Source organism: Methylomonas sp. 11b (genome assembly GCF_000515215.1).
Classification (GTDB): Bacteria; Pseudomonadota; Gammaproteobacteria; order Methylococcales; family Methylomonadaceae; genus Methylomonas.
Genome location: NZ_KI911557.1, coordinates 3,077,608 through 3,099,104 on the forward strand (window position 1 = coordinate 3,077,608; position 21,497 = coordinate 3,099,104).

Consider the following 21,497-nt stretch of genomic DNA (forward strand, 5'->3'; position numbering starts at 1 on the left):
CTATTTCTCCGACTTACAAGGAGGTAAGGAGTGCGGAGAATTGTCGGGAACAATCTCCGCCTGTTTAACCGGACGCTGCCAGGTCGGCACGCTAAGCTGTTTGGTCCGGCTAAGGGTTAACTGATTTTCCGGCGTATCGCGAGTAATGGTCGAACCGGCACCAATCGTAGCATTTTTACCCACCGTCACCGGCGCCACCAATTGGGTATCCGATCCGATAAACGCGCCATCTTCGATGATGGTTTTAAATTTATTCACGCCGTCGTAATTGCAGGTGATCGTGCCGGCGCCGATATTGACTTTACTACCCACTTCGCTATCGCCAATATAGCTTAAATGGTTAATTTTGCTGCCGGTGGCGACGGTGGATTTCTTGATTTCCACGAAATTGCCGATATGTACATGATCGGCCAGTTCGGTTTGCGGACGTAGACGGGCGAATGGGCCGATTCGGCTACCGACGCCGACTGTGGCGTCCTCGATCACGCTGTTGGCGAATATCTCGACATCATTGGCGATGCTGGCGTTTTTAATCAGGCAATTGGGACCGATTTTAACGTTGGAGCCAATACGATTTGTGCCCTCGAAGATTACGTTGACGTCCACATCGATATCCTGACCAATCTCCGCAAAACTGCCTCGCACATCTACCCGGGCCGGATCGCGTAGCGTGACGCCTTTTTCCATTAGCGCTTGCGCTTGTTCCAGTTGATACACGCGTTCCAGATGCGCCAATTGGCTGCGATTGTTTACACCCAGCACTTCATCCTGGCTGCCGGCTTGTGTAGTTTCTACACTCAAGCCATCTTCCACGGCCATTTCGATAATGTCGGTCAAATAGTATTCATTTTGGGCGTTGTTATTGCTCAGCCGGGACAACCATTGCTTTAACTGGCTACCTTTGCAGGCCAAGATGCCGGTATTGCCTTCAGTGATTTGCAATTCCACTTCGTTGGCGTCTTTTTGCTCAACTATTTTGACGACGGCGTGATCTTTGTCGCGAACGATGCGCCCGTAACCGGTTGGATCGTCTAGATTGACTGTTAGCAAAGCCAAAGACGTCAAGCTGACCTTGTGTAATAAGGTTTGGATGGTTTTGGCTTTTAATAGCGGAACATCACCGTACAGAATCAAAACAGTATCCGGATCGTCCACATGGTGGATCGCTTGCTGTACCGCGTGTCCGGTGCCTAGCTGCTGCTTTTGCTCGATCCAGGTGGCGCTCAAACTGCTTAAGGTTTGTTTGACCGTCTCGCCGCCGTGACCGTAGATGATGAAAATCTGATTATTCTCGAGCGAGAGGCTGGTTTCATAGACATGTTGCAGCAGCGCCTTATTGGCGATTTCATGCAGTACTTTGGGCCGCGACGAACGCATTCTAGTGCCTTGGCCGGCTGCCAAGATGATGGTTTTAATCGACATTGCTATTCCTTAAAACAAAAAAAGCCCGATAACGAATCGTCATCGGGCTTATATTTTTACGTAATGAATGGTTTACGCACCACGTTTTCTTAGTCTTTCCAAAGTTCTCAACTGGTTTACAGCTTGCGCCAATTCGGCTTGTGCAATCGCGTAATCGTATTTACCCGATTTATCGCTCAGCATTTCTTCCGCTCGGGCTTTGGCTTGCAAGGCTGCGGCTTCGTCGATATCTTTTGCTCTAATCGCAGTATCCGCCAAAACGGTCACCAAATGCGGCTGAACTTCCAGAAAACCGCCCGAGACATAAAACGCCTGCGATTCCTTGTCGCTCAACTTAACCCGTACTTCACCGGGTTTTAGCTTGGTGATCAACGGCGCGTGGCGCGGCGCAATACCGACATCGCCCATTTCAGCCGGTGCGAAGACCATTTCAGCCAAGCCGGAAAAGATTTCCTGCTCCGCGCTGACGATATCCACATGAATTGTCATTGCCATGTTAAAACTCTCCTATGAGCTGATTTACATGCCTTTGGCTTTTTCAATGGCTTCGTCGATTGTGCCGACCATGTAGAAAGCTTGCTCGGGAAGACTGTCGTATTCACCGCTGATAATGCCTTTGAATCCAGCAATGGTATCTTTCAAAGAGACGTATTTACCAGGAGAACCGGTAAAGACTTCGGCAACGAAGAACGGTTGCGACAAGAAACGTTGGATTTTACGCGCTCTGGATACAGTCAGCTTGTCGTCTTCAGACAATTCGTCCATACCCAAGATGGCGATAATATCGCGCAGTTCTTTATAGCGTTGCAAAATGCCCTGTACCGCGCGAGCAACGTCATAATGCTCTTGGCCGATCACCAAAGGATCAAGCTGACGGCTGCTGGAATCCAGCGGATCGATAGCCGGATAGATACCCAGCTCGGCGATCTGCCGAGACAATACTACGGTCGCATCCAAGTGGGCGAAGGTAGTAGCAGGCGACGGGTCGGTCAAGTCGTCCGCAGGTACGTATACCGCTTGGATAGAGGTAATAGAACCGGTTTTAGTCGAGGTAATCCGTTCCTGCAACACACCCATCTCTTCAGCCAGTGTAGGCTGATAACCTACCGCGGAAGGCATACGTCCCAGCAGCGCCGATACTTCGGTACCCGCCAAGGTATAACGATAAATGTTGTCAACGAAGAACAGTACGTCACGACCTTCGTCACGGAAAAACTCAGCCATGGTCAAACCGGTCAGCGCGACACGCAAACGGTTGCCTGGTGGCTCGTTCATTTGGCCGTAAACCAGCGATACTTTGTCGATAACGTTGGAGTCGGTCATCTCGTGATAGAAGTCGTTACCTTCACGAGTCCGCTCGCCTACACCGGCAAATACCGAGAAACCGCTGTGCTCGATCGCGATGTTACGGATCAGCTCCATCATGTTAACGGTCTTACCTACGCCAGCACCGCCGAATAGACCGACCTTACCGCCTTTCGCGAAAGGGCAGACCAAGTCGATAACCTTGATACCGGTTTCCAACAGTTCGTTAGCTGGCGCTTGCTCATCGTAAGAAGGTGCATCGCGGTGAATAGTCCACTTCTCTTTCTCACCAATAGGACCTTTTTCGTCGATAGCTTCGCCGAGGACATTCATGATGCGTCCCAGTGTCGCCTGACCGACCGGCACCTTGATCGCTTCGCCGGTATTGCTGACTTCAACGCCTCGGCTCAAGCCATCGGTGGAACCCATCGCAATGGTCCGGACTACGCCGTCGCCCAATTGCTGCTGAACTTCCAATACCAGACCGCCCTTAACATTCAACGCATCATATACTCTCGGCAGGTTATCGCGTGGAAACTCCACGTCTACGACCGCACCGATGATCTGAACGATTTTACCCAAACTCATTATGTCGTCCTCTTTTAAAATCTATCTAAACTTGTCGTGATGCTCTAAACAGCAGCAGCGCCGGCCACGATCTCGGAAATCTCTTGCGTAATTGCCGCTTGTCTGGCTTTGTTATAAACCAGTTGCAATTCTTTAATGATATTCCCAGCGTTATCGGATGCGCTTTTCATTGCCACCATTCGGGCAGCCTGCTCGCAGGCGTTGTTTTCCACTAAACCTTGGAAAACCGCGGATTCCACATATCGGATCAATAAACTATCCAATACTTCTTTAGCATCAGGTTCGTATAAGTAATCCCAGCGACCTTTGGACTCTTCGCCTAAATCGCCCACAGCAACCGGCAACAATTTTTGCACGACCGGTTTTTGCGTCATAGTGTTTACGAAATCGTTACTGATCAAAAACAATTCATCAATCTCGCCGGCAGTAAACGCATCCAACATGATCTTGATCGTGCCGATGATGTCGTTCTGATGCGGTGTGTCGCCCAATTTGGAGACTTGTCCGATCAAATTGGCTTTGATCATGCTGAAAAAGCCCGCAGCCTTGCTGCCGATAGTACAGACGTCTACTGCGATTTGCTGGCTTTGCCATTGTTGCATTTCGCCCAAAACTTTCCGGAACAAATTGGCATTCAGACCACCACACAAACCTCTATCTGAACTCACTACGATGATGCCGATGCGCTTGACTTCGCGTTCGATCAAAAAAGGATGCTTGTATTCGGGATTGGCATAAGCCAGATGTTTGATGATCTGGCCTATCTTCTTCGCGTAAGGCCGGGTGGCCTGCATTCTGTCTTTGGTTTTACGCATCTTGCTCGCGGCCACCATTTCCATGGCCCGAGTAATCTTCTGAGTATTTTTAATACTCGCGATCTTGGTACGTATCTCTTTGCCAACAGCCATGTGCGGACCCTTTACCAGCTACCGGTCTTGACGAAACGTTCAATGGCACTGTGAATGCCTTTTTGAATTTCGTCGTTATAGTCGCCTTTCTCGTTAATTTTAGCCATCAAAGCTGACTCGTCAGCATGCATGAAGTCCAGCAAGGCCGCTTCGAAATCGCGTACTTTTTTAACTTCCAGGCTATCCAGGAAACCAGCGTTAGCCGCATACAAGGAAACACTCATATCCGCAACCGACATCGGCGCGTATTGATTTTGTTTCATCAGTTCGGTAACGCGTTGTCCGCGCTCGATTTGCTTGCGGGTGCTTTCGTCCAAATCGGAAGCGAACTGAGCAAACGCCGCCAACTCGCGGAACTGCGCCAAATCCAGACGAATACCGCCACCCAACTTTTTGATAATCTTGGTTTGTGCCGCGCCACCAACCCGGGATACCGACAGACCGGCGTTAACCGCTGGACGAATACCTGAGTTGAACAGACCGGTTTCCAGGAATATCTGGCCATCGGTGATGGAAATTACGTTGGTCGGAACGAAAGCCGACACGTCGCCGCCTTGCGTTTCGATAATCGGCAACGCAGTCAATGAACCGGTTTTGCCTTTCACTTTACCGTTGGTCAATTTTTCTACTTCAACCGCGTTGATCCGAGCCGCACGTTCCAGCAAGCGCGAGTGAATGTAGAACACGTCACCTGGATACGCTTCACGACCTGGCGGACGACGCAACAGCAAGGAAATTTGGCGATACGCCCAAGCTTGCTTGGTCAAATCGTCATAAATGATCAGTGCATCTTCGCCGATATCGCGGAAATATTCGCCCATCGAGCAACCGGTGTAGGGTGCAATAAATTGCAGCGCCGCCGATTCAGAAGCCGAAGCGACCACGATGATAGTGTGCTCCATCGCGCCGTGCTCTTCCAGTTTGCGAACCACGTTGGCAATAGAAGAACGTTTTTGGCCGATAGCCACATAGATACATTTGATGCCGGTACCTTTTTGATTGATGATCGCATCAATCGCAATGGCTGTTTTACCGGTTTGTCGGTCCCCGATGATCAACTCACGTTGGCCGCGACCAACTGGAATCATCGAGTCAATCGCTTTCAAACCGATTTGCACCGGTTGATCTACCGATTGTCTGGCGATAACGCCTGGAGCAATTTTTTCGATAGGCGAGCTTAATTTAGTTTCGATAGCGCCTTTGCCGTCGATTGGGTTACCCAAGGCATCGACCACTCGGCCCAGCAAGGCTTCACCAACCGGCACTTCCAGAATTCTACCGGTACATTTAACGGTATCGCCTTCGGTAATATGTTGGTAAGCACCGAGCATTACCACACCGACCGAGTCTCTTTCCAGGTTCAAAGCCATGCCGTAAGAGCCGCCAGGGAATTCCAGCATTTCGCCTTGCATTGCTTCCGACAGACCGTGAACCCGAACAATACCGTCGGTGACACTGACTACGGTGCCTTCGGTATGTGCCTCAATATGGGCGTCGAAGTTCTCGATCTTCTTTTTGATCAGATCACTTATTTCTGATGGATTTAATTGCATTTTATTTTCCCGCTCTAACTCTTAAAGTCTTTTAGCTAATTGATGAAGCTGGCCTTTGATAGAACCGTCGATGACTTTGTCGCCCGCTTTAGCGAGGATGCCCCCAATTAACGATTTATCGACAGAAACGGATGCATTGACCTTTTTATGCAAAAGCTTTTCCAGCATGGCGACATATTTGCCTTGCTCGGCTTTTGTTAGCGAGTACGCACTGTATAAATCAACATTGACGTAGCCTTCATCATCCGCTTTGTACTGCTCGAACATCACCGAAATTTGCGGCAATAAGGGCAGCTTGTCATTTTCTATCAACACTTTCAGAAGATTCTTGGCTTCGTCTTGTATCTGATCCTGGCATATATCCAGAATCAACTGTGCTGTATGCTGTTTGCCAACCCGAGGATTTTTGACAATGTTAGCCAATGCCTCATCCTGAATGACCAAAGACAAAAACGTCAACGAATCGGACCATTGCTTGGACGACCCCGTTTCCTTGGCGCGCTTGAAAGCCGCTTCCGCGTAAGGTCTTGCTAATGTCGATAATTCAGCCATTGCTTAACCCAATTGATCCGCTGCTTTGCTGAGAATGTCTTGATGCTTGGCTTTGTCGATTTCTTCTTTCAAAATCTGTTCAGCTGCACGCAAAGCCAGTGAGGATACTTCTTTACGCAAGCTCTCTTTGGCTTGCAGCATTTCCTGCTCTATCTGGGCTTTTGCTGCTTCAAGCAAACGCTCGCCTTCTTTTTTGGCTTGATCTTTCGACTCTTCAACCAGCTGATTGGCGCGTTTCTGCGCTGCGCTGACGATTTCCGCCGATTGTTCTTTGGCTTCCTTCAGCAGGCTCTTGGCTTTTTTCTCGGCCAATTTAATTTCTTCCTGGCCTTTCTCGGCCGCGGCCAAACCTTCGGAAATTTTGGTTTTGCGCTCTTCCAGAGCGGCAATGATCGGTGGCCAGACATACTTCATGGTAAACCAAACCAGAAGTGTGAAAGTTATCATCTGCCCGATCAGAGTAGCATTGATGCTCATTGATGCTTTCCTCGTAATGCCGTTGTCATTCTATCGGTATGCGAACAGGGACTAACCCATTCAACTTGATCCGATAATTGCTAATTAACCTGCGACAGATTGAACGGCTGAAAGGAATGGGTTTGCGAAGGTCAACATCAGCGCCAGACCAACACCGATCATGGTTACCGCGTCAAGCAAACCGGCGATGATGAACATTTTGACCTGCAACATAGGAACCAACTCAGGTTGACGAGCAGCGCCTTCCAGGAATTTACCACCCAGCAGACCAAAGCCGATAGCAGTACCGATTGCGCCCAAGCCCAAAATGATGCCAACTGCGATAACGGTGAAGCCTTGTACGTTGGCAATTAATGATGCGAGTTCCATAGTGTCTCCTAAATATTGATATGAAAGTTGAAAATAAAACTATTAATGATCTTCGTGGGCCAAGCTCAAATACACGATGGTTAACACCATGAATATGAAGGCTTGCAGAGTAATAACCAGAATATGAAATACAGCCCAAGGAAAGCCCAGCAATGGCTGAACGATAGGCGGTAGCAACGCGATCAGGATAAATACCAACTCACCGGCATACAAGTTACCGAATAACCGCAGACCCAGCGAGATGGGTTTCGCCAATTCTTCCACTGTTTTCAGCAGCAGATTGAACGGCATCATTTTCGGACCGAAAGGCGTGCAAGTCATTTCCTTGGCGAACCCCATCAATCCCTTAACCTTGATGCTGTAAAAGAAGATCAGGAAAAATACGCTGATCGACAAGGCAAAGGTACCGTTCAAATCGGTACTCGGCACCACACGCATGTATTCCATGCCCATCAAGCTGCCTATCATCGGCAACAAATCCACCGGCAACATGTCCATGGCGTTCCACATGAACACCCAGCAGAAGATTGTCAACGATAGCGGCGCGATCAAAGGACTGCGACCGTGGAAACTGTCCTTAACTTGGGTATCGACGAACTCTACCAAGGTTTCCGCAATATTTTGCGCCAAGCCAGGCACCCCGGATGTCGCTCTTTCCGCCACCGTTTTGAAGAACAGAATGAACAATCCGCCTAAAAACGCGGAGAAAAACAAGGTATCCAGATGCAATGTCCAAAATCCCTCACCCACCGACAATGGTGTCAAGTGATGGACTATATAACCTGTTGCGCCACCTTCAGTACTCATTTGTCCTCGCAAAAAAACTAATCACGCCACAAAAACAGCGCAAACCAAAAAACCGACAACACTGCGATGTAACCCACCATCAGCGTTAAGAAATCAACAGAGGGAATCTGTAACACGATAGAAAACAGGGCTACCGTCAAAATTAACTTAACCGTTTCGCCTGCATAAAATGCATTAACGATACCCTGCGCGCCCAAATCCTTGGCAAGATAGATTTTGTAGGCAAAATACAGATTAGGCAGCAAAGCCACGAATCCTCCAAATAACGGAGATACTGCACTTTTCCAACCGCCTATCAACAAAAATCCCGACGCCACCAATGCAGCCATCAGGACTTGTCCAAAAACTACTTTTCTGACAGTAGAAAAATCATTTCTAGCTGTCATTCACTTCCCCTTTCGTCTTGAGCTGGGCGATTATATCCAGCCAGCACTTCTAAAGCAAGGTAAGCACGTCCGGCAGGAACCAATTGGCATTGCCACCTTGTTGATTTGGCTAGACTATCCCTGCCCAACACTCGATCAACAGCAAGCACAGAGGCTTTATATCGAACTTTCAATCCCAACGCTTACAGCAATACACATGCCATTTCGTAACACACTGATTTTCTGAAATATTGTCCAAATCGATATTGTAGCAAATCCGACAAAGCGCCGTACCATGGCCGAAATACGACATTTGCCAGTATCGAAGCACTCAATTGATTTTTTTTATGATGCCTTCCAGCTCTTCCAAACTGGTGTATGTAAAAATCAATTTGCCTTTGCCACTGCTCTGATGATTGATTTCCACCTTGGCGCCGGTTCTTTCACTCAAGTCCCGCTGCAACCGCAAGGTATCCGGGTCGATTTTTTTCACTGCCGCCGGCTTATCTTCATGCTGTTCGCGCACCAACTTTTCTACCGCCCTGACAGTCAAACCGTGTTTGACGGCTTTGTTGGCAATTTCGACTTGTTTGGCTTCGTCCAGCCCCAGCAATGCTCGAGCATGCCCCATTTCCAACAAGCCCTTGCCCAACATGCCTTTCACTTCACCAGCAAGCTCCAGCAAGCGTAACAAATTGGTGATCGTCGTACGCGACTTGCCTACCGCCGTAGCGATCTGCTGATGGGTGAGCTCGAACTCGTCCTGCAAACGATGCAGTGCCTCGGCTTCTTCCAACGCATTCAAATCCTCGCGCTGAATGTTTTCGATCAAGGCTATCGCCATCACCGAACGATCATCCAAATCCTTGATCAGCACCGGCACATCCTGCAACTCGGCTAATTGCGCCGCCCGCCAACGGCGTTCACCGGCGATGATTTCATATTTCTCGCCGTCTATTTTGCGGACAATGATCGGTTGGATGATGCCTTGCGCAGCAATCGAATCGGACAACTCCTTCAGCTTATCCGGGTCCATGTCCTTGCGTGGCTGATACTTGCCGCGCTGTAGGAACTCGATGGGCAAACTTTGCGAGTCTTGAGATTTTTCGGGCACCGGCGCGCTAACGTCGCCCAGCAATTCGCTCAAACCTCGCCCTAAACCGCGTTTTTTTTGCATCATTTTTTTGCCGCTTTTTCTTTTCTGATCATTTCACCCGCCAACGCGATGTATGCCATCGCGCCGCGCGAGGATTTATCGTAAGCCAACACCGGCACGCCATGGCTGGGCGCCTCAGCCAGACGAATGTTTCTGGGAATGGTAGTTCGGAAAACTTTGTCGCCAAAATATTCGATTAACTGATCGGAAACATCCTTACCCAAGCGACTGCGACTATCCACCATGGTTCGCAATATGCCTTCCAGATACAAACCCGGATTGACGCTATCGCGGATGCTGCGTAAGGTCGACATCAATGAAGACAAGCCTTCCAGCGAATAATATTCGCACTGCATGGGAATCAACACGCTATTAGCAGCCACCATCGCGTTCAAGGTCAGCATATTCAAAGACGGCGGACAGTCGATCAAGATGTAATCGTATTGATCTTTTATCGTCAGTAAAGCATCGGCCAGGCGGCGCTCGCGATGCTGCGCACTCATCAACTGCACTTCGGCTGCGGTCAGATCGGCGTTCCCTGGGATCAAATCAAAACCCAGCTGCTTATTTTTCACGACAATCTCGGAAACCGGCACTTCTTCCAGCAGTAACTCACAGCTGGAATATTCGATTTCTTCCTTATTCACCCCGCAACCCATAGCCGCATTGCCTTGCGGGTCCAGGTCGATTAACAACACCTTGCGCTTAGTTGCCGCCAAAGCCGCCGCCAGATTGACGCTGGTGGTGGTTTTGCCGACTCCGCCTTTTTGGTTGGTAATCGCAATAATCTTAGCCATGCTTGGGGTTCTCCAGTCGAATCAGGCAGCGTTCGGCGTCTATGCCGGGCACCATCAGCGGAATCACGCTGTATGTTGCGGCCAAGTCTATCAGCTCTTGCTCGGGCTGCTGACCTTTCATCGCCAGCAGTACGCCATCGTCAGCCAGCAAATGACCGGTGAGTTGCAGGATATCGGGCATGCTGGCAAAGGCTCGGCAAATAACCGTGGAATACAACTCAGCCGGTTGCAGCAGTTCAGCGCGGCTATGCACTATCACGACATTTTTCAACTTCAACTCCAGCACGGCCTGCTGTACAAAGCGGGTTTTCTTGGAGTTGGAATCGACCAAGGTGAAATGGCAATCTGGCCGACAAATCGCCAACGGAATGCCCGGCAAACCGGCACCGGTACCTATGTCCGCGACGCGCGAACCGTGAAGATACGGCAGAATCGCCAAGCTATCCAGGATGTGCAGACTGACCATTTCCAGCGGATCGCGCACCGCCGTCAGGTTATAGGCTTTGTTCCATTTGGCAATCAACTTGATAAAGCGCAATAACGCATCGTTACCGTGCTCACCGATATCCAGCCCGAGCGCTTTTAGGCCGAGCTCCAGCTTATCGCGACAAGCATCCATCAAGCGCTTTTCTTTTTCAGATGCACCAACAACAAGGAAATCGCTGCAGGGGTAATGCCAGGAATCCGCGAGGCTTGGCCCAAGGTTTCCGGTCGCTGCTTTTTCAATTTTTCGCTGACTTCGTTAGATAGACCGGACACTAGGCTGTAATCAACATTGTCCGGCAGTTTCAAATGCTCGTAACGCAAGGTACGGTTGATTTCAGTTTGCTGGCGATCAATGTAGCCGGCGTACTTGGCTTGTATCGCTACCTGTTCGGCCACTTGCTCATCCACTTCGGTTTCGTCGCTGAATCGCAGCAGACTCTCGACATCCACTTCCGGGCGACGCAGCATTTCCATCAGACTGGCTTCTTTCAACAGTTTTTTACCCCACAATTCCTCGGCCAAAGCAGCTTCGTCGGATTCGGTGCGTATCCACTTTTTGGCCAGCTTACCTTGCAGATTAGCAATGGCTTCGCGCTTTTCTTCAAAGCGCTGCCAGCGGGCATCATCAACCAGACCCAGCTCCCGGCCTTGTTCGGTCAAACGCAAATCGGCATTGTCTTCGCGCAGTTGTAAGCGGTATTCGGCGCGACTGGTAAACATGCGGTACGGCTCGGCAGTGCCGCGCGTGATCAGATCGTCGATCATCACGCCAATGTAGGCTTCGTCGCGACCGGGGCACCAGCTTTCCAAGCCCTTAGCCAGACGCGCCGCGTTTAAGCCTGCAATCAAACCTTGGGCGGCGGCTTCTTCGTAACCGGTAGTGCCGTTGATCTGGCCGGCGAAGAACAAACCGTTCATATGCTTAGTTTCTAAAGACGTTTTCAGATCGCGTGGATCGAAGAAATCGTATTCGATGGCATAACCGGGACGAACAATTTCCGCATTCTCGAAACCGAGCATGGTGCGGATGAAGCGATATTGAATGTCGAACGGCAAACTGGTGGAAATGCCGTTGGGATACACTTCATTGGTGGTCAAGCCTTCCGGTTCGACAAAAATTTGGTGCGAATCGCGGTCCGCAAAGCGCACGACTTTGTCTTCAATCGACGGACAGTAACGCGGGCCAACACCTTCGATAATGCCGGAATACATAGGCGACCGATCCAAACCGGAACGAATGATGTCGTGGGTTTGTTCGTTGGTTCGGGTGATGTGGCAACAGATTTGCCGCGGATGCTGCTCGCGGCTACCCATGAACGAAAACACAGGCAACGGCGTGTCGCCGTGTTGTTCCTGCAATTTGCTGTAATCTATAGTGCGGCCGTCGATGCGGGCCGGCGTGCCGGTTTTCAAACGACCGATGCGGAAGGGCAGTTCCCGCAAGCGTTCGGCTAACGCAATCGAAGCAGCATCGCCGGCGCGGCCACCGCTGTAATTTTCCAGACCGATATGAATACGGCCAGCCAAGAAGGTACCGGCAGTCAACACCACGGCTCGAGCATTAAACTCCAGACCCATCTGGGTTTTTACACCCACCACGCGTTCGCCTTCCACCAGCAAATCGGAAACGGTTTGCTGAAATAAAGCCAGATTGGGCTGATTTTCCAGCGCAGTGCGCACCGCTTGCTTGTAAAGCATCCGGTCCGCCTGCGCCCGGGTCGCCCGTACCGCCGGGCCTTTGCTAGCATTGAGGATACGGAACTGGATACCGCCTTTATCGATGGCCTGCGCCATAATGCCACCCAGCGCGTCCACTTCCTTGACCAGATGCCCTTTGCCTATCCCGCCTATTGCCGGATTGCAACTCATCTGCCCTAAGGTCTCAATGTTTTGCGATAACAACAGAGTTTGCGCACCAGAACGAGCAGCAGCCAAGGCTGCCTCAGTGCCGGCGTGACCACCGCCCACTACGATCACATCAAAGTCTTTCTGGAATTTCACAGGCATTCTATGTTCAAATAAAACGTTATTTTAATAGCTTGCGGAGAAAAAAGCATGAGAAAACAAAACCCCAGCAAGGACTTGCAAGCCAAGCCCTGCAAAAACCCGGTGGCGAAATTCGCCCATCAGTTCAACAAAGCGCAGATTTTCGCCGACAAAACCCGGTATCGTCGCAAAGCCAAACATACAGGCCTGGAGCCTTTCGTAATCGTTGCCTACTCAGCAATTACGAAAGGCTCCAGGCCAGTCGCCATCGCTGCTGTCAACAAACAGTCGCGGGCACTTGCCGCTTAATGCCGCAGATTGAGGATTTCCACAGCAGTGAAAGCAAGCATAGAAGATAAAGTTCAAACCCGGATTCCCACCAAACACGGCGAATTCATTCTGCACTACTACAGCAACAGCCTCGATAAAAAAGAACATGTAGCCTTCGTCAAAGGCGAAGTAGCCGGCAAGGAAGACGTGCCGGTACGCATCCATTCAGAGTGTTTTACCGGCGATGTGCTGGGCTCACGGCGCTGCGATTGCGGCGAACAGCTGGATATGGCCCTGGATTTGATCAACACTGCCGGCTGCGGGGTCTTGATTTATCTGCGCCAGGAGGGACGCGGCATCGGCTTGCTGAAAAAACTCCAGGCTTACAATCTGCAAGACCAAGGCCTGGATACCGTCGATGCCAACATCAAGCTTGGCCACCTGGCCGACGAACGCCAATACGACATTGCCGCACTGATTTTGAATAGCCTGCAAGTCCGCTCTATCGAACTGATCACCAACAATCCATTGAAAATCGACGAACTGACCAAGCTGGGAATTAAGGTTAACAACCGTATCGCTATCGAAACCCGCATTCATCAAGACAATCTTGAATATCTGAAAACCAAAGCCGAACGCATGAGCCACATGCTGTCGATGCCTAACAGCAAATAACCCGCATCATGCTTGAACAATTGAAATTGCCGGTCTCGGCCTTGAAGCTGGCGATTGATTTGCCCAGCGCAGCGCCAACCGAACAACCCAACGCCATCCTCGGCCAAACTCGCGCCCAATCGGCTCTGGCCTTTGGCATTGCAATGAAGGCGCCGGGCTACAACATCTTCGTGATGGGCGATCCCGGTACCGGCCGCTTGTCCATGGTCAGCCATTATTTAAGCACCTATGCCGAACAGCAAGAATCGCCGCTGTCTTATGCTTACGTCGATAACTTCGAGAATCAGCGCGAGCCGGTGGCTATCGAACTGCCGTCCGGCGAAGGGCACAGTTTTGCCAAGGACATCGAAAAGCTGATCGACGACGTGCTGGCCACCTTTCCGGCCGCCTTCGAAAGCCCTAGTTACCAACAAAAAAAGACGGCGATAGAGCGCCGCTTTAACCAGCGTTACAACGCCGCCATTGACCTGGTAGACGGCAAAGCGCGCGAGATGAGCGTAGCGCTTTACCGCGACAGCGATACCATCACTTTTCTACCCATCCGCAACGACAAGGCACTGGACGAAGACCAATTCACCTTGCTGCCGCAAGCCGAACGCGATGCCTTTCATCAACACACTGAAGAATTGGAAGAATTTCTCGGCGACGTATTGCTGGAACTGCCGCAGTGGCGGCGCACGCTGGTGGAAGAAACACGCCAGCTAGACAACGACACCATCAAGCAAGCCTTGGAGCCGCTGCTGGCCGAGCTGAACCACAAATACCAAAACGTCGATGACGTGATTACTTATCTGGCGGAGATCGAAAAAAGCCTAAGCAACACCATCGGCGAGTTGCTGATGCCCAGCCGCAGCCAGGATAGCCGGGAGATCATCGCCAAGCGCTTGGCGCTAATCGAGCAATATCTGCCCAATATCCTCGTAGATTGCAAACACGACGGCAACGGCGCGCCAGTGATTTACGAACCGCATCCGATCTATCAAAACCTGTTCGGCCGCATTGAGTACATCAGCGACCAAGGCACCTTGGTGACCAGTTACCGGCGCATTTGCCCCGGCTCCTTACATCGCGCCAACGGCGGCTACCTGATCTTAGATGCGGAAAAAGTCCTGACCTACCCTTTCGTTTGGGAAGGCCTGAAACGGGCGCTGCAAGCCGGCCGCATCGAAATCGAGTCGCCTTATTCCGAGCTGGGCATCAACACCATCACGCTGAAACCCGGCGTGATTCCGCTTAACGTCAAAGTCATTTTGGTTGGCTCGCGCGATATTTATTATCTTTTGGAAGAGCTGGATAGCGAATTCAACGAGATGTTCCGGGTGTTGGCCGACTTTGATGATCACATCAAACGCAGCCCGGACAATGTCGGCCAATTTGTGACATTGCTAAAACGCCACGCCACCGACTCCGGCGCCAAAGCCTTGACCGATGCGGCTTTGCTACGCTTGATCGAGTACAGTTGCCGGCTGGCGGAAAACCAGCAGCGCCTGTCTGCTCACGTCAACAGCTGCCTGGAGATCATCGCCGAGGCCAATTTGTTGGCCAGCCAAACCAACGCAGCTAACATCGATAAGGCCGAAATCGAACTAGCGCTATCTGCTCGCGAACAGCGCAACGGCCGCATCGCCGAAGCGATCCTGGAAGAAATGCTGGAAGGCACCATTCTGATCGACACCGACGGCGAAGCCATCGGCAAGGTCAACGGCTTAACAGTGATGGACATTGGCGGCAGCAGCTTCGGCGCGCCAGCGCGGATCACCGCCACCGTGCATCCCGGCTCCAGAGGCATTGTCGACATCGAACGCGAAGTGGAACTGGGCCAACCCATCCATTCCAAGGGCGTGATGATTTTGAGCGGTTACCTTGGGCACTGTTACGCTCAGCAATTTCCGTTGGCCATCTCCGCCAGCATTGCGATGGAACAGTCTTACGGCCACATCGACGGCGACAGCGCCTCGCTGGCCGAGCTGTGCTGCCTGATTTCCGCACTGACGCGTACGCCGATTCAACAAGGCTTCGCGATGACCGGCTCTATCAATCAATACGGCGAAGTGCAAGCCATCGGCGGCGTCAACGAAAAAATCGAAGGCTTTTTCGAGCTCTGCGCCGCGCGCGGATTGACTGGTAAACAAGCCGTGATCATCCCGGCATCCAACAAACGCAATTTGATGCTGAAACAGCAAGTAGTAGACGCGGTCGAGCAGGGCCTATTTGCCATTTACACAGTATCCAGCGTCGATGAAGCGTTGAGCCTGCTGACCGGACAAGAAGCCGGCACCATCAACGCGGAAGGCCAGTACCCGGAAGGCAGCGTCAACTTCAAGGCCGTTGCCCGTTTAAAGGAAATTTCCGATATGTCCACCGACGAAGATAAGGAAACCGAAACGGGCTAAACCAGCCACAGCAGTTGGTCGGCGCAATGGCCCGATTGAGAGGTAAAATCATGCGATAGCGCTTCCAGTAGGGAGCATAAAAACGCAACTGATTTGCAAGCTGCTTCAGTCGAATGCCGCGCAACCAAACAATTGCAAAACAATTATTCATCGCTAAGCCCCGCCAAACCAATCACTCAACGATAGTCCGCAAAATCGATACAGTTGTTTATTTGCCCAAACGCGGATAGCATCATTTAAGCCACTAGGTTAATTTTCTCGTCAACTTACTTTAACCGCTGCCTTTAGGAGAATTGGCGTTGAAATTTTCTGACCATGACTTTAAAGCTAAGGTATTGATCGTCGATGACATGAAACTTATGCGGGAAATACTCCGCAAATTCTTGGAGTCAGACGGTTACCTGGTTCAATCCGCCAGCAACGGTTTAGAGGCCTGGCAATTACTTAACGGCAGCGAACAACCCTTCGATATCGTCGTGACTGATCGGGATATGCCGCAGATGGATGGCATGGAATTGTTGGCCAAAATCAAAGGCGATCCGCGGTTTGCCGAGCTGCCGGTGATTTTTCAGACCGGAATTTCGTCGCGGGACGCCATTGTGGAAGGCATCAATGCCGGGGTTTATCATTATTTGACCAAACCTTACGACGAAAAAGTTCTACTGGCTTTTGTGGCGTCAGCTATTGATGACAGCCGTCGCCACAAAGCGCTGAAAACCCGGATTACCAATAAGCGAGTAGCGCTAAGCTTGCTGCGCAAAGCGGAATTTGGCTTCCGGACCTTAAATGAAATCAAAGGTTTGACCACGCTGCTTGCCGACTTGTCATGCAACCCGGAAAAAGTCGCCACCGGACTTTCCGAGTTGCTGCTAAATTCTGTCGAACACGGTAATCTCGGCATCAGCTATCAAGAAAAAACCGAATTGGTTAGCCAGGGCCGTTGGCGTGAAGAAATCGAACGCCGGCTCAATCAGCCTGAATATGAAGATAAATTCGTGGTGGTTAAAATTGTCAGAGAACCAACCCGCACCACCTTTACGATTAAAGATCAGGGCCAGGGCTTCGATCCTTCGAATTTCCTGACCTTCTCGCCGGAGCGCGCAACCGACCTGCACGGCCGGGGCATTGCTTTATCCCGGATGTTGAGTTTCGACTCACTTGATTATCTTGGAAACGGCAATCAAGTCGTTGCCACGGTGAACAGCGCAAGTAATTGATCGCGCTAAATTTACCATCAAAGGCATCAAGCCGGGCGCAACCGCTTAGAGATGCTTCTCCAATAATTCCAAAGACAAACCGGCCACTTTAGGTTGCCACAATGCCGGATTAACCGGAAACGCCTTAATAGTCCCGGTGCGCTGATAGCCGCGCCGTTTGTAAAACGCCATTAGCTCGGTCCGACAAGGGATCACCGCCATCACCAAATGTTTAACCCGCCAGGCTTGCATGGCCTCCGCTTCCGCCGCCGCCAACAAACGCTTGCCTATCCCCAGGCCTTGCATAGCCGGCGCGACCGCCAACATGCCGATCTGCACCTGCTGATCGACCTTTTGTAAATGCACCGAGCCCAGCAATTCGTTCTGCCGCCGGCACTGCATAATCATCGACTCCGCCCCGGCGATTAAATCCAGAATATCCGCGGCATCGGTACGCCGGCCGTCCAGCAAATCGGCTTCGGTGGTCCAGCCCTGCCGGCTGGATTCGCCGCGATACGCTGAATTGATCAATGCCACCAGTTGCTCCGCGTCGGCTGGTTCGGCCCTGGAAAATATCAGTTCCAACATGAGTAACCTCAAAATCTCGCTTGTCCGGTAATCCGCTTAACACACAAATAAAATGTTGCCGGAATGAAAAAAATCCCGGCCCAACTGCTAAGGTTTAACCGCAGAATCTATACCCATCCTTACCCTCAAGCCTGGAGCCAAAAATGAAGCCATGCCCCAAGTGTAATCGGGACGTGCCGCCCGCCACAGATACCTGCCGGCACTGCGGCATCGTCTTTGCCAAATATTACAAATACCACGGTATCTCAAGCTCGCCGGCTACAGATAGGCCTCAAGTTGTGATTCACATCGAGCCGCCGGCGGACACGGTATTCGGCAACGACATTTATGCAGACAACGAAGCCATCTTTGTTGGCCGCTGCCTATTATTACCAGGATTTTTACTGTGGAGCTGGTTGCTGATTACCCCGGGCTTGGCCAGCAATGCGGTCGGCGAATCGTTTCTGCACCTGGTCAATCTGCCGTTTCACGAAGCCGGCCATGTAATTTTCCGGCCCTTCGGGCAATTTATCACCTCGCTGGGCGGCACACTGGGACAACTCCTGATGCCGGCAATTTGCATGCTGACCTTATTGCTAAAAACCCGCGATCCTTTCGGGGCCGGCTTGTGTTTATGGTGGGTGGGCGAGAATTTTCTGGATATTGCGCCTTATATCAATGACGCGCGCGCCGGACAACTACCCTTGTTAGGCGGCAATTTCGGCCATTCCGCACCATACGGTTTTCACGATTGGGAATATTTGCTGACAGAATCCGGCCTGTTGGCGCAGGATCATACTCTGGCAAAACTATCCCAGTTGCTGGGGGCGATATTGATGATCGCTGCGCTGATAGTCTGCGGCTACGTGCTGTTCAAACAACGGCAAGCGCTGACCGGGGCCAATCCGGACTAGGAGCGATTCATATCTCCCGAGAATTTAACCCAACCACGCTTTAACTTTCGCCTTCACCTGCGCTTTTACCTGTCGCGACCAACGGTAAATCTCGGTATCGACAATCTTGGCATGCGCCCATTGCAGCCAACCCATCACAGTGTGATAAACAAAAGCGATAATCCCGAAGGTCAGTAACTGCGGTTTGGTCAATTTAAACACCCGCGCCACCAGCAAAGTACCCAGCAACTTGGCGAACACTTCCAGCAAAATGCCCTGCAACAACAAGCCGTGCAACAGCAAAGACAAAGCTGCCAGATTAATAGGCGTAACAATCAGCACCGGAATTGTAAATGCCAGCAAAGCCATGGCCGGCGAGGTTTGCGCCAACCAGCGCTCGACGCTTTCCAGCCTGAGCAGCAAAGCCAAATAATGACCGCAGGCCGACAGAAAATCCCACAACCATTCCTCAATGATCAGCAGGATAGCCAGCAGGGTAAGCAGGAGTTTTTTCATGGTGATCTACCGAAAGTTAAACGCAAGGCACGTTAGCTTAGCGAGGCCCGGCCGCAACACGCACCGCTAATCACTACTGGAATTTGCCGCCGATTTAACCGACAGATGGCCTATCATCTCGTCAAACCGGCGTAAGGTTTCGTTCTGACCTTCCAACATTTGTAAATGGCCTAGAATATCGCGCGCTTCCGGCCAGCGTTGCTGCGCTACAGTATCATAAAGCGTCCGATATAGGCGCTGAACCAAAAAGCCTCTAAGCAGCTTGGCGGCTGGGGTTTGCTTGAAACTCAAGGAGCGCAACACGGCCGGCACCGCCAAATCCAACCGGCCGGCCTCCGCGCTTTGTAAGGACACGCTCAGCCACTGCTGAGCTACTCGTTCGCTCCGAACAATTTGCTTCAGCTCGGCACCGCAACGTGGGCAGAGCGTGGCCGCCCCGAGCCGGGCATTGCAGGCCGGGCAGCGCTGTATCACGATTCCAGGTAGTAGATGATGTCGTTCAAGCGCTCGACCGGCACGCTTAGCCCGGCCTCGTCGCCGTTTTCCAGACAAGTCGAGATGGTTTCGATTAAATCGACCATGTCTTCCTTGTCTTCGGCGGAGACGGTTTCGAACAGCGCTTCGGCTTTCTTGATCGCGTGACGGGCAGCGGCGACAGCAGGACTGTCCGCTACCTTTTCAGCTTCACCAGCAGTTTCGCCGAACAAGCCGTCGATACGCTGTTTGGCGCTACTGAGTTCTCCGCTATCGAAGCGGGAAATCGCGTTATTGATGGTGATGGCCTTTTCTTTGCCGGAGGCTTTTTCCCGCGCCGAGACGTGCAAGATGCCGTTCAAATCCAGGTCCAGCGTCAAGGTGATGATATTGCCGGCCGGCACATCCAACAAACCTTCGACCAAAAATTCGCCGATTTCGACGTTGTTCAGCGCATCCGGGTCCTCGCCTTGAAAAATCCGCACATTCACTTCGCGTTGATTGTCGTGATAGGTCTCGAAAGCTTCCGCCTTGCGTACCGGCAACACGCTGTTTTTATGAATGATGGGCACGAACTGATAGGGATACGGCAGGCCGTCCAGATAACCGACCGCGCAGGTGCCGAAGGTATACGGCGTTACGTCGACCAATACCGTGCCGATGTCCTCGCCGTTGATCATCGCCGCCTGCATCGCTGCGCCCATCGCCACGCAAAGATCGGGATCGACTTCGCCGTGCGGTTCGAAACCGAATTCATCGAAAAGGCGCTCGCGGATACACGGCGTGCGCGTCGATCCGCCGACCAGAATGATTTCGTCGATGTCGGACGCGGTGAGCTTGGCACCCTTCAGCGCAATGTGGATCGCGTCCATGGTGGCGTTGATATGGTCCGCGATCAGGTCTTCGTAGTCCGAGCGCGCCAACTCCATCGTCAAATGCAGCGGCGTGCCTTGGCGTTCCAGCAAATATTCTTCCTCTATCGTCGCAAACGGCTCGTCGGACAAGACCAGTTTCGCCTGTTCCGCCGCCCGCACGATGCGCGCCATCGCCTTGCCGTGCGGCTCGACTTCGATACCGAATTGCTCGCGAATATGCGCCAGGATGCGATCGACGATCAACTGGTCGAAATCGTCGCCGCCCAGATGATTATCGCCATGGCTGGCCAGCACCTCGACGACACCGCTCTGCACGTTGACCACCGACACGTCGAAGGTGCCACCGCCCAAGTCGTAGACCAGCATGCGCTTGGCTTCGTCCTGGCCGGCACCGTACACCAAGGCCGCCGCAGTCGGTTCGTTGATCATCCGCACCACTTCCAGCCCGGCGATTTCCCCGGCTTCGCGGATGGCCTGGCGCTGGGCGTCGGAAAAATAGGCCGGTACGGTAATAACCGCCTTGGAGATCGACCGACCGACGTACTGTTCGGCAATGCCTTTCAAGCGTTTCAGAATGATCGCGGAAATTTCCTGCGGCGTGTACGACTGACCGGCCATCGTGACTCGCGTATCCTGCCCCATCAAGCGTTTAATCGACTTGACCGTGCGCTCCGGGTAAATCAGATATTGGTTGCGTGCGCTGGTGCCGACCAGAATCTCGCCGTTATCGTCGAGTCCGACGAAAGACGGCAAGATCTTGTTGCCGTTGTCGGCGATCACAGTGACTTTGCCGTTTTCGACGATAGCTACTTCTGAATTGGTGGTCCCTAGATCGATACCGATGATGATGTCATTCATATGCGTTCC

Annotated in this window: 23 protein-coding genes; 5 read left to right on the forward strand and 18 right to left on the reverse strand. The window is 51.7% G+C overall.

Annotated features, from left to right (window positions below; all coding sequences use genetic code 11):
* From glmU to mnmG, 14 genes are all read right to left on the reverse strand, one after another.
* Window positions 1–1,422: a bifunctional UDP-N-acetylglucosamine diphosphorylase/glucosamine-1-phosphate N-acetyltransferase GlmU gene (glmU, locus tag METH11B_RS0114815; RefSeq protein WP_026602687.1), complete on the reverse strand. Its 1,422-nt coding sequence runs from the start codon at window positions 1,420–1,422 to the stop codon at window positions 1–3.
* A 72-nt stretch (window positions 1,423–1,494) separates the two neighbouring features.
* On the reverse strand, window positions 1,495–1,917 hold the full coding sequence (locus METH11B_RS0114820) for a F0F1 ATP synthase subunit epsilon (protein ID WP_026602688.1): 423 nt from the start codon (window positions 1,915–1,917) through the stop codon (window positions 1,495–1,497).
* 24 nt (window positions 1,918–1,941) lie between these two features.
* A complete protein-coding gene (gene atpD, locus METH11B_RS0114825; protein WP_026602689.1) occupies window positions 1,942–3,315 on the reverse strand; it encodes a F0F1 ATP synthase subunit beta in 1,374 nt (457 codons plus the stop codon).
* A gap of 44 nt (window positions 3,316–3,359) precedes the next feature.
* On the reverse strand, window positions 3,360–4,223 hold the full coding sequence (atpG, locus tag METH11B_RS0114830) for a F0F1 ATP synthase subunit gamma (protein ID WP_020484121.1): 864 nt from the start codon (window positions 4,221–4,223) through the stop codon (window positions 3,360–3,362).
* Between the two features lie 11 nt (window positions 4,224–4,234).
* Complete coding sequence (gene atpA / locus METH11B_RS0114835) at window positions 4,235–5,776, reverse strand: F0F1 ATP synthase subunit alpha (protein WP_020484120.1); 1,542 nt, start codon at window positions 5,774–5,776, stop codon at window positions 4,235–4,237.
* A 21-nt stretch (window positions 5,777–5,797) separates the two neighbouring features.
* On the reverse strand, window positions 5,798–6,328 hold the full coding sequence (locus METH11B_RS0114840) for a F0F1 ATP synthase subunit delta (RefSeq protein ID WP_020484119.1): 531 nt from the start codon (window positions 6,326–6,328) through the stop codon (window positions 5,798–5,800).
* 3 nt (window positions 6,329–6,331) lie between these two features.
* Window positions 6,332–6,805: a F0F1 ATP synthase subunit B gene (locus METH11B_RS0114845; RefSeq protein WP_026602690.1), complete on the reverse strand. Its 474-nt coding sequence runs from the start codon at window positions 6,803–6,805 to the stop codon at window positions 6,332–6,334.
* Window positions 6,806–6,889: 84 nt separating this feature from the next.
* Entirely contained in the window at window positions 6,890–7,174 is a 285-nt protein-coding gene (gene atpE / locus METH11B_RS0114850) for a F0F1 ATP synthase subunit C (protein ID WP_020484117.1), read from the reverse strand.
* Between the two features lie 42 nt (window positions 7,175–7,216).
* Window positions 7,217–7,981: a F0F1 ATP synthase subunit A gene (gene atpB / locus METH11B_RS0114855; RefSeq protein WP_026147085.1), complete on the reverse strand. Its 765-nt coding sequence runs from the start codon at window positions 7,979–7,981 to the stop codon at window positions 7,217–7,219.
* Between the two features lie 17 nt (window positions 7,982–7,998).
* A complete protein-coding gene (locus METH11B_RS0114860; RefSeq protein ID WP_026147084.1) occupies window positions 7,999–8,367 on the reverse strand; it encodes an ATP synthase subunit I in 369 nt (122 codons plus the stop codon).
* A 310-nt stretch (window positions 8,368–8,677) separates the two neighbouring features.
* Complete coding sequence (locus tag METH11B_RS0114865; RefSeq protein WP_026602691.1) at window positions 8,678–9,526, reverse strand: ParB/RepB/Spo0J family partition protein; 849 nt, start codon at window positions 9,524–9,526, stop codon at window positions 8,678–8,680.
* Window positions 9,523–10,299, reverse strand: a complete 777-nt coding sequence (locus METH11B_RS0114870; RefSeq protein WP_026602692.1) for a ParA family protein — start codon at window positions 10,297–10,299, stop codon at window positions 9,523–9,525. Before METH11B_RS0114870 ends, METH11B_RS0114865 begins: the two co-directional genes overlap by 4 nt.
* Window positions 10,292–10,918 (reverse strand): 16S rRNA (guanine(527)-N(7))-methyltransferase RsmG, encoded by a 627-nt coding sequence (gene rsmG, locus METH11B_RS0114875; RefSeq protein ID WP_026602693.1) that lies wholly within the window; start codon window positions 10,916–10,918, stop codon window positions 10,292–10,294. The genes METH11B_RS0114870 and rsmG overlap by 8 nt, the downstream gene beginning before the upstream one ends.
* Window positions 10,918–12,786 carry a tRNA uridine-5-carboxymethylaminomethyl(34) synthesis enzyme MnmG gene (gene mnmG, locus METH11B_RS0114880; protein ID WP_036277597.1) on the reverse strand — a complete coding sequence of 623 codons (1,869 nt, stop codon included), beginning with the start codon at window positions 12,784–12,786 and terminating at the stop codon, window positions 10,918–10,920. The genes rsmG and mnmG overlap by 1 nt, the downstream gene beginning before the upstream one ends.
* A 54-nt stretch (window positions 12,787–12,840) precedes the next feature.
* On the opposite strand from mnmG, the gene METH11B_RS0114885 reads away from it, so the two are divergent.
* The 4 genes from METH11B_RS0114885 to METH11B_RS0114900 all read left to right on the forward strand — a co-directional run bounded on the left by METH11B_RS0114885 (window position 12,841) and on the right by METH11B_RS0114900 (window position 17,326).
* Window positions 12,841–13,080: a DUF7230 family protein gene (locus METH11B_RS0114885; protein WP_026602695.1), complete on the forward strand. Its 240-nt coding sequence runs from the start codon at window positions 12,841–12,843 to the stop codon at window positions 13,078–13,080.
* Between the two features lie 27 nt (window positions 13,081–13,107).
* On the forward strand, window positions 13,108–13,716 hold the full coding sequence (gene ribA / locus METH11B_RS0114890) for a GTP cyclohydrolase II (RefSeq protein ID WP_020484109.1): 609 nt from the start codon (window positions 13,108–13,110) through the stop codon (window positions 13,714–13,716).
* An 8-nt stretch (window positions 13,717–13,724) separates the two neighbouring features.
* Window positions 13,725–16,109: a Lon protease family protein gene (locus tag METH11B_RS0114895; protein ID WP_026602696.1), complete on the forward strand. Its 2,385-nt coding sequence runs from the start codon at window positions 13,725–13,727 to the stop codon at window positions 16,107–16,109.
* Window positions 16,110–16,408: 299 nt separating this feature from the next.
* Complete coding sequence (locus tag METH11B_RS0114900; protein WP_026602697.1) at window positions 16,409–17,326, forward strand: response regulator; 918 nt, start codon at window positions 16,409–16,411, stop codon at window positions 17,324–17,326.
* Window positions 17,327–17,371: 45 nt separating this feature from the next.
* Here METH11B_RS0114900 and METH11B_RS0114905 read toward each other — a convergent pair whose 3' ends face one another.
* Window positions 17,372–17,893 (reverse strand): GNAT family N-acetyltransferase, encoded by a 522-nt coding sequence (locus METH11B_RS0114905; RefSeq protein WP_026602698.1) that lies wholly within the window; start codon window positions 17,891–17,893, stop codon window positions 17,372–17,374.
* A 143-nt stretch (window positions 17,894–18,036) separates the two neighbouring features.
* On the opposite strand from METH11B_RS0114905, the gene METH11B_RS0114910 reads away from it, so the two are divergent.
* Window positions 18,037–18,786, forward strand: coding sequence for a hypothetical protein (locus METH11B_RS0114910; RefSeq protein WP_026602699.1), 750 nt, complete (start codon window positions 18,037–18,039; stop codon window positions 18,784–18,786).
* A gap of 24 nt (window positions 18,787–18,810) precedes the next feature.
* On the opposite strand, the gene METH11B_RS0114915 is transcribed toward METH11B_RS0114910, so the two are convergent.
* From METH11B_RS0114915 to METH11B_RS0114925, 3 genes are all read right to left on the reverse strand, one after another.
* On the reverse strand, window positions 18,811–19,281 hold the full coding sequence (locus tag METH11B_RS0114915; RefSeq protein WP_026602700.1) for a hypothetical protein: 471 nt from the start codon (window positions 19,279–19,281) through the stop codon (window positions 18,811–18,813).
* Window positions 19,282–19,347: 66 nt separating this feature from the next.
* Complete coding sequence (locus METH11B_RS0114920; protein ID WP_026602701.1) at window positions 19,348–19,755, reverse strand: hypothetical protein; 408 nt, start codon at window positions 19,753–19,755, stop codon at window positions 19,348–19,350.
* On the reverse strand, window positions 19,752–21,488 hold the full coding sequence (locus METH11B_RS0114925; RefSeq protein WP_026602702.1) for an Hsp70 family protein: 1,737 nt from the start codon (window positions 21,486–21,488) through the stop codon (window positions 19,752–19,754). Before METH11B_RS0114925 ends, METH11B_RS0114920 begins: the two co-directional genes overlap by 4 nt.
* Window positions 21,489–21,497 lie beyond the last annotated feature (9 nt).